Origin of the sequence: Mannheimia sp. ZY171111 (genome assembly GCF_017750945.1) — a bacterium.
Classification (GTDB): domain Bacteria; phylum Pseudomonadota; class Gammaproteobacteria; order Enterobacterales; family Pasteurellaceae; genus Mannheimia; species Mannheimia pernigra.
In genome coordinates this window covers 841,920-857,247 of the sequence record NZ_CP046532.1, presented here as the reverse complement: position 1 = coordinate 857,247, position 15,328 = coordinate 841,920, and the positions used below count along the sequence as shown (strand labels likewise).

Sequence of the window (15,328 nt, the reverse complement as noted above, 5' to 3'; positions counted from 1 at the left end):
AAAAATGATTACCTTAGTTTACGGTATTAAAAATTGCGATACCGTCAAAAAAGCCTTGAAATGGTTAGAAGAGAATCAGCAAAACCCAATACTTCACGATTACCGTGCCGATGGTTTAGATTCTGACTGGTTAGTGAAAATGGCAGCGAAATTTGGTTGGGAAAATCTGGTAAACAAACGTAGCACTACTTGGCGTAATTTGGATGAAGCGATCAAACATAATCTTAATAGTGAAACTGCATTAAAGGTGTTAATAGAACAGCCTACGTTAATTAAACGTCCAATTGTTATTCAAAATGATATTGCGTTGCTTGGTTTTAATAAGAACGAGTACCAAGCTATATTTGCAAAAAATAAGTAAAAAATAACCGCTTGTAATCTTATGAAAAATGAAATTATCTCCCTTGCACAAAACTTAATTCGCCGTGATTCTATCAGCCCTGATGATAAAGGCTGCCAACAAGAAATTGCTGAACGCTTAAGTGAAGTTGGCTTTGATATTGAATGGCTACCATTTGGCGACACATTAAATATGTGGGCAACACACGGTACGGAAAACGGCAAAGATGAACCTTGTGTTGCTTTTGCAGGGCATACTGATGTTGTGCCTGTAGGCGAAGAAAACCAATGGCAATATCCGCCATTTTCTGCTGAAATTGTAGATGGAATGCTTTATGGGCGTGGTTGTGCAGATATGAAAGGCTCGCTTTCTGCATTAGTGATTGCAGCAGAAACTTTTGTAAAAAATAATCCGAACCACAAGGGAAAAGTAGCATTACTGATTACCTCCGATGAAGAAGCTGCTGCAAAAGATGGTACGGTAAAAGTAGTGGAAACCTTGATGGCTCGTAATGAATCTGTACATTATTGTGTAGTAGGCGAGCCATCAAGTAGTCAAGTATTGGGCGATGTAATTAAAAATGGCAGACGTGGCTCCATAACTGCTGATTTGTATATTGAAGGCATTCAAGGGCACGTTGCTTATCCTCATTTGGCTGAAAACCCTGTGCATACTTCACTGGGCTTTTTAACTGAATTGACTCAATATAAATGGGATAACGGTAATGATTTTTTCCCACCCACTAGCTTGCAAATAGCCAATATTAAAGCAGGTACGGGTAGCAATAATGTTATTCCAGGCGAGCTTTATGTGCAGTTTAATTTACGTTACTGTACTGAAGTGAGTGATGAAATCATTAAAACGGTTGTTGCTGAAATGTTGGAGAAATATGGCTTAAAATATCGTATTAGTTGGCATTTATCAGGTAAGCCCTTCCTTGCAGGTAAGGGAAAATTGGTGGAGGCAGCGGTGCAAGCGGTTGAAAATGTAGCAAAAATCACCCCTCGTTTAGATACTAGCGGTGGCACATCAGACGGTAGATTCATCGCCTTAATGGGTACTGAAGTAGTGGAATTTGGGCCGTTAAATGCAACTATTCATAAAGTGAATGAATGTGTGAGTGTAGATGATTTAGCAAAATGCGGTGAGATTTATTACCAAATTTTAGATAACTTACTTAATTAAAGCATAGCATAGCGGAAATAGAGGAAGGGTAATAAATAATCACTTTGTTTATTTTTTATATAGCCATTACTTAATATAAAGTTTACACTATCCTAGTTTTATATTTACAGGAAAACCTTTATGCAACTCTACTTCTATATTTGTTTATTATTTGGGCTTGCAATGTTCATTTCTTTTTTTACAAGAAAACTGAACGAAAATATTCAAATAACCATTGCAATTACAGCCTCCGCCTTGATTGGTTCTCTTCTTATTCTTACTTTCGGCTATTTCGGTTGGTTTAATGTTGATAAACTGGCCATTTCCATTTTTGAACAGCTTGATTTCAACAGTTTCTTATTAAACGGCATGCTTGGCTTTTTGTTATTCGCAGGTTCACTTGGTATCAAACTCCCTTTAATGAAAGATCAACGTCGAGAAATTGCTGTTTATGCTTTATTTTCTACATTAATCTCCACTTTTTTGATCGGAGCATTAATTTATGGTGTAGCAATAATGTGTGGATTAGAGATTGGCTTTGTTTATTGTCTATTATTTGGCTCGCTAATTTCTCCAACCGACCCAATTGCTGTACTGGCGATTATCAAAAGTTTAAAAGCCCCAAAACGTCTTTCTATGAATGTTGAAGGGGAATCTCTATTTAATGATGGTATTGGCCTAGTGATTTTTACAACTATTTTTGCGGTGGCATTCGGTGGGCAATCCCCAACAGTGAGTGGGGTAATGATGTTATTCTTGCAAGAAGCAGTTGGTGGCATTTTATTTGGCTTATTAACTGGTTTTGTTGCCCATAAATTTATTTCTGCAACTAATGATGGTAGCCTGGAAATTTTAATTACACTAACCATTCCAACTGTCGGATTTGTAATGGCAAACTACTTACATGTTTCTGGTGCATTAGCGATGGTAGTTGCAGGGATTATGATTGGTAACTGGACACGCCGCTCAGGCTTTTCTGAACAGAGCCAGAAATACCTCGATCATTTTTGGGAAATGATTGATCACTCCCTCAACTATCTGTTATTCCTGCTTATTGGATTAAGTACGTTATTGGTTGATTTTACTTTTATCGGTGGTGTATTGATGATTGCTGCTATTCCAATATGCTTGCTGTCTCGCTATGTGAGTTTATGGATTCCATATCAAGTGTTAAAACGTTTCCGTACTTATAATCCTTATACATTAAGAATTATGACGTGGGGTGGTTTACGTGGAGGATTAGGTTTAGCGATGGCTTTATCCGTGCCTTCAGGCGTTGCTATGATTTCAAGTTCAGCTGGTAATCTTGATGTGCGTGATTTAATTTTGTTGATGACTTATGCAGTAGTGACATTCTCCATTCTAGTACAAGGTTCAACTATCGAACCAATGATTAAAAAGGCGAAATTAGTTGATCCAAGACGAATAGCCTTTAACAAACTTGGTGGTAAAGACGATTTTATTCCGCATATTTAGTATGTGTAATATAAAAAATACATACTATTTCGCTAAAAATTATTAGTAGCTATCTACTTATACTTTAATACCTCTCAGATTTTGTTTTGAGAGGTATTTTTTATGCAAATTGCAGCACAGAAGCCATTTAAAATTGGGCTAAAGAAGATGGTAAAGAAGATGGTTGTGAGGGAATTATTAAATGAAAAAAGCTCTACTTTCGTAGAGCTTTTTTTGCGTTTTATCTAAGAATTATAGTAAACCTGGCTGACCTAACGCTGGGTCTGTTGCACGAGCTGCAATGGCATCTTCAACCGTCATGCCTAATGCTTTAGCAACACCTTCGCCGTATGCTGGATCGCAAGCATAGCAGTTGCGGATATGGCGGTATTTGATGAAGTCTAATGCATCACCCATACCAGCTGCCGTATTGTTGAATAATGCTTGTTTTTGTTCATCATTCATATTATTGAACAATACGCGTGGTTGGCTGAAATAGTCTGAATCATCTTCACGGAAATCCCAATGTGCTGCATCGCCGTTAATTTTGAGTGGTGGTTCAGCATATTGAGCTTGCTCTTGCCATTTGCCGAAGCTATTTGGTTCGTAATGGATGGTACTACCGTAGTTACCATCCACACGGCCTTGACCATCACGAGCATTGCTATGCACTGGGCAACGTGGTGCGTTTACAGGGATTTGGTGGTGGTTTACACCTAAACGGTAACGTTGAGCGTCTGCATAGTTGAATAAACGAGCTTGTAACATACGGTCTGGAGATACGCTGATACCTGGAACTAAGTTGCTTGGTGCGAAAGCAGATTGCTCAACATCAGCAAAGAAGTTTTCAGGATTACGGTTTAATTCAAATTCACCTACTTCGATTAATGGATAATCAGATTTCGGCCATACTTTTGTCAAATCAAACGGGTGGTATGGTACTTTGCCTGCATCAGTTTCAGGCATAATTTGTACATACATTTTCCATTTCGGGAAATCACCACGTTCAATTGCATCATATAAATCACGCTGGTGGCTTTCACGATCGTTTGCAATGATTGCAGCGGCTTCTTCGTTTGTTAAGTTTTTGATACCTTGTTGTGTACGGAAATGGAATTTCACCCAGAAACGCTCATTTTCAGCATTGATAAAGCTATAAGTGTGTGAACCAAAACCGTGCATATGGCGGTAAGAAGCGGGAATACCACGCTCACTCATTACGATAGTCACTTGGTGGAATGCTTCAGGTAACAATGTCCAGAAATCCCAGTTGTTTGTTGCAGAACGCATATTGGTACGTGGGTCACGTTTAACTGCTTTGTTTAAATCTGGGAATTTACGTGGATCACGTAAGAAGAATACGGGTGTGTTGTTACCCACCATATCCCAGTTACCTTCCTCGGTATAGAATTTTAATGCGAAACCACGAATATCACGCTCAGCATCTGCAGCACCACGCTCACCCGCAACGGTGGTAAAACGTGCAAACATTTCAGTTTTTTTACCCACTTGACTGAAGATCGCCGCACGAGTGTATTTAGTGATATCGTTAGTAACAGTGAAAGTACCAAATGCACCAGAACCTTTAGCGTGCATACGACGCTCAGGAATAACTTCACGTACGAAGTTAGCTAATTTTTCGTGTAACCATAAATCTTGAGATAATAATGGACCACGTGGGCCTGCAGTTAAGCTGTTTTGGTTATCAACAACAGGTGCACCGTTGTTTCTTGTTAAGTGTATAACAGGACATTTTGACATAATAGAATCCTCATAAAAAGTAAGATAGGTAATCAATTCGAGTATTGATTATAGAGATCAGGCTTTTTTTCGCAATCTATTAATTTGATAATTTATGACTATTAAAATTTGCTGTTTAATAGCTGATTATAATTGTCAACTATTTATAGGTGTGATACAAGCGGCTGATTTTAGTAAATTTTTTGCAAATGTATAAAGAAAAAAGTACCTATCTGAGACAGGTACTTTTTAATCAATAAGATGGTGGATTTATTTCCCTAAATTATCAAAAAATTTCTTCACGCCATCAAAAAAGCCTTCGTGTTTTGGGCGGTGTTGTGCTTTACCCTCTAAACTTTCCTCAAATTGACGTAATAGTGCTTTTTGTTCTTCGCTTAAATTAATTGGTGTTTCAACAACTACTTTGCAAATTAAGTCGCCAGTATAGCCTCCACGTGCACTTGCCACGCCTTTACCACGAACTCGGAATAGTTTACCCGTCTGGGTTTCAGCTGGGATTTTTAATTTGAGTTTGCCATCTAAAGTAGGTACTTCAATTTCGCCACCTAATGCTGCAAGCGTAAAGCTGATTGGCACTTCACAATATAAATTTGAGCCATCACGTTCAAAAATATCGTGTTCTTTAACGTGAATAACAACGTATAAATCGCCTGCTGGTGCCCCATTTTCACCCGCTGCTCCTTCGCCTGATAAACGAAGTTGGTTACCAGTGTCCACTCCTGCTGGAATGGTAACTGACAGATTTTTCGCTTTTTGTACACGACCATCGCCGTGGCAAGAACGACAAGGTTTTTCAATGCGTTTCCCTGTGCCGTGACAGCTTGGGCAAACCGCTTCGGTCACAAAGAAACCTTGCTGACGGCGAACACGCCCTGTGCCGTGGCAGTGGGAACAGGTTTCCACTTTACTACCTGCTTCTGCCCCTGAGCCGTGGCAAGTATCGCATTCAGCCAAGGTTTGAATGCGAATATCTTTTTTACAGCCTTTCACCGCTTCTTCTAACGTGATTTCGATGTCGTAACGTAAATCATCGCCACGCACTACACGTTGGCGACGACCACCACCTCCGAAGCCCCCACCAAACATTTCACTGAAAATATCTTCAAAGCCGCCGAAGCCACCGCCGCTAAAGCCACCGAATCCGCCCGAGCCGCTACCGCCTTGCTCAAAAGCGGCGTGACCATATTGGTCGTACATCGCTTTTTTCTCTTGGTCTGTTAAGACCTCATAGGCTTCGGTAATCTCTTTAAATTTCTCTTCCGAATCTTTGCTACCTTGGTTCTTGTCTGGGTGATGCTTTGCCGCCAAACGTTTATAGGCTCGTTTGATCTCTTTCTCATCTGCCCCTTTCGACAAGCCAAGGACTTCGTAATAATCTCTTTTTGCCATAGTTTTTCCGTATTTTTGCAAAATTTTTATAAAAAATGACCGCTTGTTTTACTCCCCTCTTTAGCAAAGAGGGGAAGGGGGAGATTTGGCAGAAGTGATTTACGCTCCTACGAAACTTTGAAATCGTAATCAAATCTCCCCTAACCCCTCTTTTCTAAAGAGGGGGATCAGATCTCTAGTTATATTAACAATGCGGATTCACCGCAATATAAATTTCGACTTTGCCGCCAGGTAAATGCTTTTCAAAATCCACCGTGTAGGCTCGTTTTAACAAGCCTTGCTTGGAACGGTTTTCAATGCTTTCCCAAGTTTCTGAAAGCAGAGCTTCTGTGGTGGGAATTTTTTCAAACCAGATAAAATCTTCCATCAAAATCGGCTCATTGCCGTTTTCGGTTTCCGTTGCAATCACCGTTTGGTTCGTTTTGTGATTGTAGATTTTATAGAACGGAATTTGCACTTTTTCAGTTGTAGTGTAAAGTTTGAGCATTTGCAACATTTCCTTAAAATTTGACCGCTTGTTAAGATTGATTTTCTAAACTAAACCGCTGTTTTTTCAGAATTTCATCTATTTGAATACGACTTAAGCCGCTATCAACTAATGTTTGTTCTAAAACCTGCAACTGTTTTTCAAATTTTTCACGAGCTTTATGCACGTTGTAAGCGATAAAATCTGCGTTCAAGTCACTTTCAATCCGATAAAATTTGATATTCGAGACACAAGGGTAAAACCACTTAAATTTTGCGGTAAGCTCTTGAATTGCAATCGTGCCGTGCGCTTCGCTTACCCCTTCATTTCCTAAGTAAACGCTTCCTTGCAAATTTTCAAAGCCGTGCTGCTTCAATACATTATGAATATCGTAATAAGCGTTGTTAAACGTATTGCCGTGATAGTGTTCTTTTAGACAGTTGGTGTCCATATCGAAGGTGATAAGATATCGGCTCATAGGCTTGCCTTTTGCAAAATTTTAGTAAAATTCCACCGCTTGTATCATTTGTAGGGCGAATTACCCCTACGTTCTTATGCAAAAGGGGCGAAAGATTTTCGCCCCTACAGTTATGGAAGATTACTTGTTGTCTTTCACTTCTTCAAATTCCGCATCAACCACACCGTCATCTTTTTGAGCTTGTTGTGGTTGCTCGCCAGCTTGGGCTTTTGCTTGAGCGGCTTGCATTAGCGGTTCTGAGGCTTTGATTAATGCTTCGATTTTTGCTTCGATCTCCGCTTTGTCTTCGCCTTTTGCAGCGGTTTCTAATTCTGCAATGGCTGCGTCGATTTTCGCTTTGTCGTCTGCATTTAACGCATCGCCTGCTTCAGTAATTTGCTTACGGGTTGCGTGAGCAATACCATCTGCTTGGTTGCGGGTTTGAACTAACTCTTCAAATTTTTTGTCTGCTTCAGCGTTCGCTTCCGCATCACGCACCATTTGTTCTACTTCTTCATCGCTTAAGCCTGAAGATGCTTGGATTTTGATTTGTTGTTCTTTGCCAGTGTTTTTGTCTTTCGCAGACACGTTGATGATACCGTTCGCGTCAATATCGAAAGTGACTTCAATTTGTGGCATACCGCGTGGAGCTGGGTTGATGCCTTCAAGATTGAATTGACCTAACGATTTGTTATCCGCTGCACGTTTACGCTCACCTTGTAACACGTGGATGGTTACCGCAGCTTGGTTGTCTTCCGCTGTTGAGAACACTTGCGATTTTTTGGTTGGAATCGTGGTGTTTTTCTCAATTAAGGTTGTCATCACGCCGCCCATTGTTTCGATACCCAATGAAAGTGGGGTTACGTCTAATAACAATACGTCTGTTACCGAGCCGCTTAATACGCCACCTTGCACTGCTGCGCCGATTGCTACCGCTTCGTCTGGGTTCACGTCTTTGCGTGGTTCTTTGCCGAAGAAGTCTGCCACTTTTTTCTGTACTAATGGCATACGGGTTTGACCGCCCACTAAGATTACATCGTTGATGTCGCTAACTGATAAACCAGCGTCAGATAAAGCCGTTTTTAATGGCTCTAATGAACGGTTTACTAAATCTTCAACTAAAGATTCTAATTTCGCACGAGTCACTTTGATGTTTAAGTGTTTCGGACCACTTGCATCTGCTGTGATGTACGGAAGATTTACTTCAGTTTCTTGTGCCGAAGAAAGCTCAATTTTCGCTTTTTCCGCTGCTTCTTTCACACGTTGCATTGCCATTGGATCGTTGCGTAAATCAACGGCTTGTTCTTTTTTGAATTCTTCTACTAGGTAGTTAATGACTCGGTTGTCGAAGTCTTCACCACCTAAGTGGGTGTCACCATTGGTTGCACGCACTTCAAAGGTTTGCTCGCCGTCAAAGTTGTCGATTTCGATAATTGAAATATCGAATGTACCACCACCTAAGTCGTAAACGGCGATAGTTTGGTTCTCTTTCTTAGAATCTAAACCGTAGGCAAGTGCCGCCGCTGTTGGTTCGTTGATGATACGTTTTACATCTAAACCTGCAATACGACCCGCATCTTTAGTGGCTTGGCGTTGTGCATCGTTAAAGTATGCAGGAACCGTGATGACGGCTTCAGTTACTGGTTCGCCTAAGAAATCTTCCGCTGTTTTCTTCATTTTTTTCAAGATTTCTGCAGAGATTTGTGGCGGTGCTAATTTTTCGCCTTTTACGCTTACCCACGCATCGCCGTTGTCTGCTTTGCTGATTTCAAACGGCATAATTTCGATATCACGTTGCACTTCTGCATCAGTAAAACGACGACCAATTAAACGTTTTATAGCGAATAATGTATTTTTTGGGTTAGTGATCGCCTGACGTTTTGCTGGCTGACCGACTAAAGTTTCTTTATCTGTATAAGCAATAATTGATGGGGTTGTGCGAGCACCTTCTGCGTTTTCAATTACACGAGGTTTGTCGCCGTCCATTACCGCTACACAAGAGTTTGTTGTACCTAAGTCAATACCAATGATTTTACCCATATTTGATTCCTCTAGTTATAAATTCAGTTTTAAATAAACGGGATTTTGCTTTCCCGTTCAGACGAAACCATAAATAGGGGCAAAATTTAAAGCTTCAAGAGCAAAATAAAAAAAATTGCAAATTTTTCGAAAAAAGTGACCGCTTGTAGATGAATAAAATACAGTAAATAGATTTACAAACGGTTCTTCAAAACGCTATTATTCAACAAACTATCTATAGTAGGAAATAAGATGAAACTCATTACAACCATTATTCAACCTTCAAGATTAGACCAAGTGCGAGATGCACTTTTAGAAATGGGCGTGCAAGGTATGACAATTACCGAAGTGAAAGGTTTTGGGCGGCAATATGGGCACAGTGAGGAAGAGCTTACACAAATCAAAGGGATTGATTTTCGCCCGAAAGTAAAGATTGAAATATTGGTTTCAAATTATCAAACCGATGCGGTTATTGATGCCATTTTAAGTGCATCTTACTCAGGGCAGGTAGGCGATGGAAAAATTTATGTTGCCAATATTGAGCAGGTGATTCGCACGCGTACGGGTGAAACAGACGATGAAGCACTTTAAATGGAAACAAGACTTTTAGCTTAATGGTGGAGGTAATTAAAACCAGCTAGTAAATTACTCGCTGGTTTTAATATTAATGGCTTATTTAATTAGGTTTCTAGCCCCAAATTGATTGCCGATAATAAAGGCAATTAACCCAATTATGAGAGAGGGAACTATGGCGTGGAAGTTGAAAATTGAGAATTTAAATATCGTCATTAAAACATAGCTGCTTAGCCCCGCTAATATCGAGAAAATTGCCCCTGTGGCATTGGCTTTTTTCCAGTAGAGCCCAAGTATAATTACCCAGAGAAATGTTGCTTCTAAGCCGCCTAAAGAGAGTAGGTTTAGCCAAATTAACATATCAGGCGGATTCATTGCCGCAAACACTAAAAACACGGTGAATGTGAGTGTCGTAATGGTTGAGAATAATTTGATTTTTTTTTCGTTGTTGATGGCATTGGGTTTAACGGCTAAATAAAGATCTTTAATTAACGTTGAGGAAGATTGAATCAACATAGAATCAATAGATGACATAATGGCAGCCATTGGGGCAGCTAAGAAAATACCCGCCACAACAGGTGGAAGCACTTGAACCATTAACGTTGGGATCACTTGATCGGGTACTTTAAGATCAGGCACAATCGCTCTGCCTAATACGCCTGAAAGGTGCATACCCAACATTAAAATAGCTATCATAATCGTACCAATAATCATTGCTTGATGTAATGCTTGGCTATTTTTATATGCCATACTTCTCACTGCAATATGCGGTAAACCTATTAAGCCAAAACAGACCAGTACCCAAAATGATGTCATAAACGTGAAATCCAGTGGGCGTTCATCAATACCGTAGGGGCTGGTTAGCTGCGGGTTAATCGCTTCAAGCGTATTCATTGCATTTTCTACGCCGCCTGCGGCATACACAATACCACCAAACAAAATGGTGGTACCAACTATCATCACTAAGCCTTGAATAGTATCGGTGAGCACAACTGCTCTAAACCCACCAATAAACGTATAAAGCCCTACAGTAGCTGCAAAAACAATTACGGCCATTTGGTAAGGAATGCCGAGTGTCGTTTCAAGCAGGCGTCCTGCCCCAATAAATTGCACCGCCATCATAGCAAAAAATGAGAGCAACAAGGCGAAACTGGCAAGCCATACAACAACTTTATTTTGATAGCGGGCAAGCAACATATCATTAATGGTTACGCTATTATGTTTACGGGCGAGCAAGGCAAATTTTTTGCCTAATGCACCTAAAGAAAGTAACACCGCAGGTACTTGAATCATTGCAAGTAAAACCCAGCCTAAGCCATATTTATAAGCCGCACCTGGTCCGCCGATAAACGAACTTGCTCCCACATAGGTTGCAGCGGTTGTCATAGCCAGAACAAAGCCTGACATTGAACGTCCGCCGATATAATATTCTGATATAAAACTGCCACCTTGACGTTTTCGATACGCGTAGAAAGCGACACCAAATACGAAAAAGAGATAGGCAAGGAGGGGCAAGATCATTTCATTATTCATTCATTTACTTCCAGATCGATATTTTTATATACTTTTTTAATCACAATAGTGGCGATAAGCGTAAAAATAATAGGTAAAAAAATACAAGAAAGCTCAAACCAAATTGGAAAGCCAAAAATGCCTCTGCCTTGTGGCGAAAAATAAGCAAAGCCTACCCAACCACACATATAAATCAGAGTGAGCCAAACTGCCCAACGTGCTTCTTTTTTTAATTGTGGAGACATAATGTACCTTGATATTAGAGAGATAAAAATAACATTTGCTAATCTAAGATGTTTTAATATTGCCAATTGTCAGGATCAATACCCAACTCACGCATTTTTTGCTTTGCCTCTTCAGGAATTTCATCGGCTCTCTCTTTCATCAGATCTTCATCATTAGGTAAAGGCTGTCCAGTAAATGCGTGTAAAAATGCCTCGCATAATAATTCGCTATTTGTTGCGTGGCGAAGATTCTTGATTTGGCGACGTGTACGTTCATTAGTTAAAATTTCCAATACTTTAATTGGAATAGAAACTGTGACTTTCTTTACTTGTTCGCTTTTTTTACCGTGTTCTGCATAGGGGCTGATATATTCACCGTTCCAGTCTGCCATTATTGATTACTCCTCAAATTTTGTGCGTATTGTAATTAAAAGTGAAGTACATAACAATCTAGACGTCTGGATTTCTAGGATTAAAAATGGCTTTTTGTTTTGTATTTTTAATTAACTTCGTTAAAATGGCTAAAATTTATTTCTAAAAGGAAAATTTATGAAATTATCCTCATTAAAGCAACTTTTTGTTGTATTCAGCGTCGTGCTGTTAGCGGCTTGTTCTTCCAGTATTAACCCTCAAACAGGTGTGCGTGATGATCCCCTTGAAGGCTTTAACCGAGCAATGTGGAAGGTCAATTATGATTATCTCGATCCTTATGTGCTAAAACCTGTGGCAAAAGGCTGGAAAGATTATGTGCCTAGTCCAGTAAAAACGGGCTTAGTTAATGTTGCGAATAATCTTGATGAGCCAGTGAGCTTTATTAACCGCCTACTTGAAGGGGAAGGCAAGAAAGCAATGGTTCACTTCAACCGTTTTTGGATCAACACCGTCTTTGGACTTGGCGGATTAATTGACTGGGCAAGCTTAGATGAAGACTTGCGTCTAAATAATGGGCAACGTGGTTTAGGCGAAAGTTTAGGTGCAAACGGTGTGCCTGCTGGTGCTTATATTATGATGCCTGCTTATGGTGCCACCACGCCACGCCAAGGCGTTGGCAGTGCGGTGGAAGCAGGTTACTCTGTTTTAACTTATGTAGGTACAACACCTTGGTCGATTGCTAAATACGTTGTACAAGGCATTGACACCCGCTCTAAATTATTAGAACAAGAGGCATTGTTAACGCAAGCACAAGACCCTTATGTCACCTTCCGCGAAGCCTACTTTCAAAACTTAGAATTTAAAGTGAAAGATGGCAATGTTGAGCCAAGCCAACAAGAACAACTCTCTGAAGAAGAATTGAAAAATATTGATTAATCATACAAGCGGTGGTTTTTACCATTTTTTTGCAAAAAAACACCGCTTGTTCTCTCTACTCAAAACGAAATGAAAAAACATATCCATATTTTAGGTATTTGTGGCACTTTTATGGGCGGTATCGCGATGATTGCCCGAGAGCTTGGCTACAAAGTAACTGGCTCAGATATTAACGTTTACCCCCCAATGAGCACTTTTTTAGCTTCTCACGGCATTGAAATTATTCCGCATTATGATGTTAGCCAGCTCCACCCTGCACCTGATTTGGTGGTTATTGGTAATGCGATGAGCCGTGGTAACCCGTGCGTAGAGTATGTGCTAGATAATCAACTTCATTACACCTCAGGCCCACAATGGCTACACGATCATTTATTAAAAGACAAATGGGTGCTCGCGGTGTCTGGCACACACGGCAAAACGACAACCACAGGAATGCTTGCCTGGATTTTAGACCAAAACGGCATTCACACAGGATTTTTAATTGGCGGATTGGCAGGTAATTTCGGTATTTCTGCCAGAGCAGGCAACAGCCCATTCTTTGTGATTGAAGCGGATGAATACGATTCCGCCTTCTTCGACAAACGCTCTAAATTTGTGCATTACAGCCCAAAAACGCTGATTATCAACAATATGGAGTTTGACCACGCCGATATTTTTGCGGATTTAAACGCCATTCAACGCCAATTTCATCACCTTATCCGCACCATACCCCAAAGCGGCTGTATTTTATCCGCCCTTTCTGATGAAAACGTACAAGCAACGCTCAAAATGGGCAGCTACAGCCAATTACAATTTATTGGCGAACAAAAAGAATGGTTTGCAAAGCCACTCAACGCCGACTGCTCACAATTTGAAGTCTTTCATTTAAGCAATAAAAAAGGCGAAGTGCATTGGTCTCTCATTGGCAAACACAATATGCACAACGCCCTAATGGCAATTGCAGCCGCCCACCACGCAGGCGTTGAAGTAGAAAATGCCTGCCACGCATTAGGCACATTTATTAACGCCAACCGCCGTTTAGAAGTCAAAGGCGAAATAAACGGCATTACAGTGTATGATGATTTTGCCCACCACCCAACCGCAATTGAAGCCACCATTGATGCCTTACGTGGCAAAGTAGGGCAACATCAACGGATTTTAGCGGTGCTAGAGCCACGTTCAAATACGATGAAAATGGGCATACATAAAGACGAGATTGCTCCCAGCCTGCACGATGCCCAAGCGGTATTTATCTATCAGCCCGAAATGCTTACCTGGAACGTGAGCGAGATTACCAATGCTTTATCGCAACCTGCCTACTGGTCGGAAAATCTAGATGATTTAGTCGCCCTAATCGCCAAACAAGCCAAACCAACTGACCATATTTTAGTGATGAGCAACGGGGCATTTGGCGGCATTCATCAAAAACTACTTACTAAATTAGCCGATAAATAAATCTCACAAGCGGTAAATTTTTCACAAAATATGACCGCTTGTCTGCTGCCTCTTCCATTTTTGTGATCTGCATCGAAAAAATGAAAATAAATTCTGGATATTTATACAGATTTATTGAAAATAATGGCGAATATTTTCAACAATAAACAGGATAAAATATGAACGATTTAATTATTTATAATACGGAAGACGGCAAAAGCAATGTTGCCTTACTCGTGGTTGAAAATGAGGCTTGGCTAACACAAAGCCAACTCGCAGAACTTTTTGACACCTCTGTGCAAAATATAGCCGAACATATTAAAAATATCTTAAAAGACAATGAGTTAGATGAAAATTCAGTTATCAAGGATTATTTGATAACTGCCCAAGATGGTAAAAATTATCAAGTAAAACACTACTCGCTGGCAATGATATTAGCCATAGGCTTTCGGGTGCGTAGTTCAAGAGGTGTACAATTTAGAAAATGGGCAAACACCACATTGCGTTCTTATCTGGATAAAGGCTTTTTAATTGATACCGAACGGCTCAAAAATCCGCGAGGGCGGCTAGATTACTTTGATGAATTGCTCGAACAAATTCGAGAAATTCGAGCCAGTGAGCTACGTTTTTATCAAAAAGTAAGAGAATTATTTAAGCTATCAAGCGATTACGATAAAACAGACAAAAATACCCAAATGTTCTTTGCCGAAACGCAAAATAAGCTCATTTATGCCATTACTAAACAAACCGCGGCCGAACTTATTTGCCAACGGGCAGATGCCACAAAAGCCAATATGGGGCTAACGGGTTGGAAAGGTAAAATGGTGCGTAAAGGGGATATTATTACGGCGAAAAATTATTTGAATAATGATGAGTTAGATGCGCTAAATCGCCTAGTAGTGATTTTTCTTGAAAGTGCAGAATTAAGAGTAAAAAATAATCAAGATTTAACCTTAGGCTTTTGGCGAAAAAATGTAGATATGCTCATTGAGTTTAACGGCTTTCCCGTATTAACAAATGGCGGCACAATTACGCATAAACAAATGGAAAGCGTTGCCAGAGAGTAATATGAACAATTTGATGTTAAACGTAAATACCTAAAACAACAGCAAGCAGAGCTTGACGATCTCAACGAGTTAGCACAGATAGAAAAAGCATTAAACCAATAAACACAAGCGGTAAATTTTTCACAAAATATGACCGCTTGTGCCTTTATGCACTATCATCCTTTTCGTGAACGAATTTAC

The 15,328-nt window shown here is 40.1% G+C and carries 15 protein-coding genes and 1 pseudogene; 8 read left to right on the top strand and 8 right to left on the bottom strand.

Annotated elements, in window-relative coordinates:
• Positions 1-4 precede the first annotated feature (4 nt).
• From GM698_RS04060 to GM698_RS10665, 4 genes are all read left to right on the top strand, one after another.
• Positions 5-361 (top strand): ArsC family reductase, encoded by a 357-nt coding sequence (locus GM698_RS04060; RefSeq protein WP_159628974.1) that lies wholly within the window; start codon positions 5-7, stop codon positions 359-361.
• Between the two features lie 21 nt (positions 362-382).
• Positions 383-1,525 (top strand): succinyl-diaminopimelate desuccinylase, encoded by a 1,143-nt coding sequence (dapE, locus tag GM698_RS04055; RefSeq protein WP_209289694.1) that lies wholly within the window; start codon positions 383-385, stop codon positions 1,523-1,525.
• A 120-nt stretch (positions 1,526-1,645) separates the two neighbouring features.
• Positions 1,646-2,980: a sodium:proton antiporter gene (locus GM698_RS04050; protein WP_159628976.1), complete on the top strand. Its 1,335-nt coding sequence runs from the start codon at positions 1,646-1,648 to the stop codon at positions 2,978-2,980.
• Positions 2,981-3,082: 102 nt separating this feature from the next.
• A complete protein-coding gene (locus GM698_RS10665; protein ID WP_256437775.1) occupies positions 3,083-3,208 on the top strand; it encodes a hypothetical protein in 126 nt (41 codons plus the stop codon).
• A gap of 3 nt (positions 3,209-3,211) precedes the next feature.
• Here the strand turns inward: GM698_RS10665 and GM698_RS04045 are convergent, their stop codons facing one another.
• The 5 genes from GM698_RS04045 to dnaK form a co-directional block, all read right to left on the bottom strand.
• Entirely contained in the window at positions 3,212-4,720 is a 1,509-nt protein-coding gene (locus GM698_RS04045; RefSeq protein WP_176807640.1) for a catalase, read from the bottom strand.
• Positions 4,721-4,969: 249 nt separating this feature from the next.
• Positions 4,970-6,109: a molecular chaperone DnaJ gene (dnaJ, locus tag GM698_RS04040; RefSeq protein ID WP_176812148.1), complete on the bottom strand. Its 1,140-nt coding sequence runs from the start codon at positions 6,107-6,109 to the stop codon at positions 4,970-4,972.
• Between the two features lie 184 nt (positions 6,110-6,293).
• On the bottom strand, positions 6,294-6,596 hold the full coding sequence (locus GM698_RS04035) for a hypothetical protein (protein ID WP_159628979.1): 303 nt from the start codon (positions 6,594-6,596) through the stop codon (positions 6,294-6,296).
• A 31-nt stretch (positions 6,597-6,627) separates the two neighbouring features.
• Positions 6,628-7,053, bottom strand: coding sequence for a VapD (locus GM698_RS04030; RefSeq protein WP_176809559.1), 426 nt, complete (start codon positions 7,051-7,053; stop codon positions 6,628-6,630).
• Positions 7,054-7,173: 120 nt separating this feature from the next.
• Positions 7,174-9,072 (bottom strand): molecular chaperone DnaK, encoded by a 1,899-nt coding sequence (gene dnaK, locus GM698_RS04025; protein ID WP_209289693.1) that lies wholly within the window; start codon positions 9,070-9,072, stop codon positions 7,174-7,176.
• Between the two features lie 231 nt (positions 9,073-9,303).
• On the opposite strand from dnaK, the gene GM698_RS04020 reads away from it, so the two are divergent.
• Entirely contained in the window at positions 9,304-9,642 is a 339-nt protein-coding gene (locus GM698_RS04020) for a P-II family nitrogen regulator (protein ID WP_159628982.1), read from the top strand.
• 81 nt (positions 9,643-9,723) lie between these two features.
• Here the strand turns inward: GM698_RS04020 and panF are convergent, their stop codons facing one another.
• Genes panF through metJ form a run of 3 tightly spaced genes read right to left on the bottom strand, consistent with a single transcriptional unit; the run spans position 9,724 to position 11,752 of the window.
• Positions 9,724-11,157, bottom strand: a complete 1,434-nt coding sequence (gene panF / locus GM698_RS04015; protein ID WP_176812151.1) for a sodium/pantothenate symporter — start codon at positions 11,155-11,157, stop codon at positions 9,724-9,726.
• Complete coding sequence (locus GM698_RS04010; protein ID WP_371739913.1) at positions 11,154-11,381, bottom strand: YhdT family protein; 228 nt, start codon at positions 11,379-11,381, stop codon at positions 11,154-11,156. The genes panF and GM698_RS04010 overlap by 4 nt, the downstream gene beginning before the upstream one ends.
• Before the next feature lie 53 nt (positions 11,382-11,434).
• Positions 11,435-11,752: a met regulon transcriptional regulator MetJ gene (gene metJ / locus GM698_RS04005; protein WP_209289692.1), complete on the bottom strand. Its 318-nt coding sequence runs from the start codon at positions 11,750-11,752 to the stop codon at positions 11,435-11,437.
• A gap of 157 nt (positions 11,753-11,909) precedes the next feature.
• Between metJ and GM698_RS04000 the strand changes: the two genes are divergently transcribed.
• From GM698_RS04000 to GM698_RS03990, 3 genes and pseudogenes are all read left to right on the top strand, one after another.
• A complete protein-coding gene (locus GM698_RS04000) occupies positions 11,910-12,668 on the top strand; it encodes a VacJ family lipoprotein (protein ID WP_159628986.1) in 759 nt (252 codons plus the stop codon).
• A gap of 69 nt (positions 12,669-12,737) precedes the next feature.
• Positions 12,738-14,102 carry a UDP-N-acetylmuramate:L-alanyl-gamma-D-glutamyl-meso-diaminopimelate ligase gene (mpl, locus tag GM698_RS03995; RefSeq protein WP_176809562.1) on the top strand — a complete coding sequence of 455 codons (1,365 nt, stop codon included), beginning with the start codon at positions 12,738-12,740 and terminating at the stop codon, positions 14,100-14,102.
• Between the two features lie 158 nt (positions 14,103-14,260).
• Positions 14,261-15,250, top strand: a pseudogene (locus tag GM698_RS03990) (virulence RhuM family protein).
• Positions 15,251-15,328: the final 78 nt, after the last annotated feature.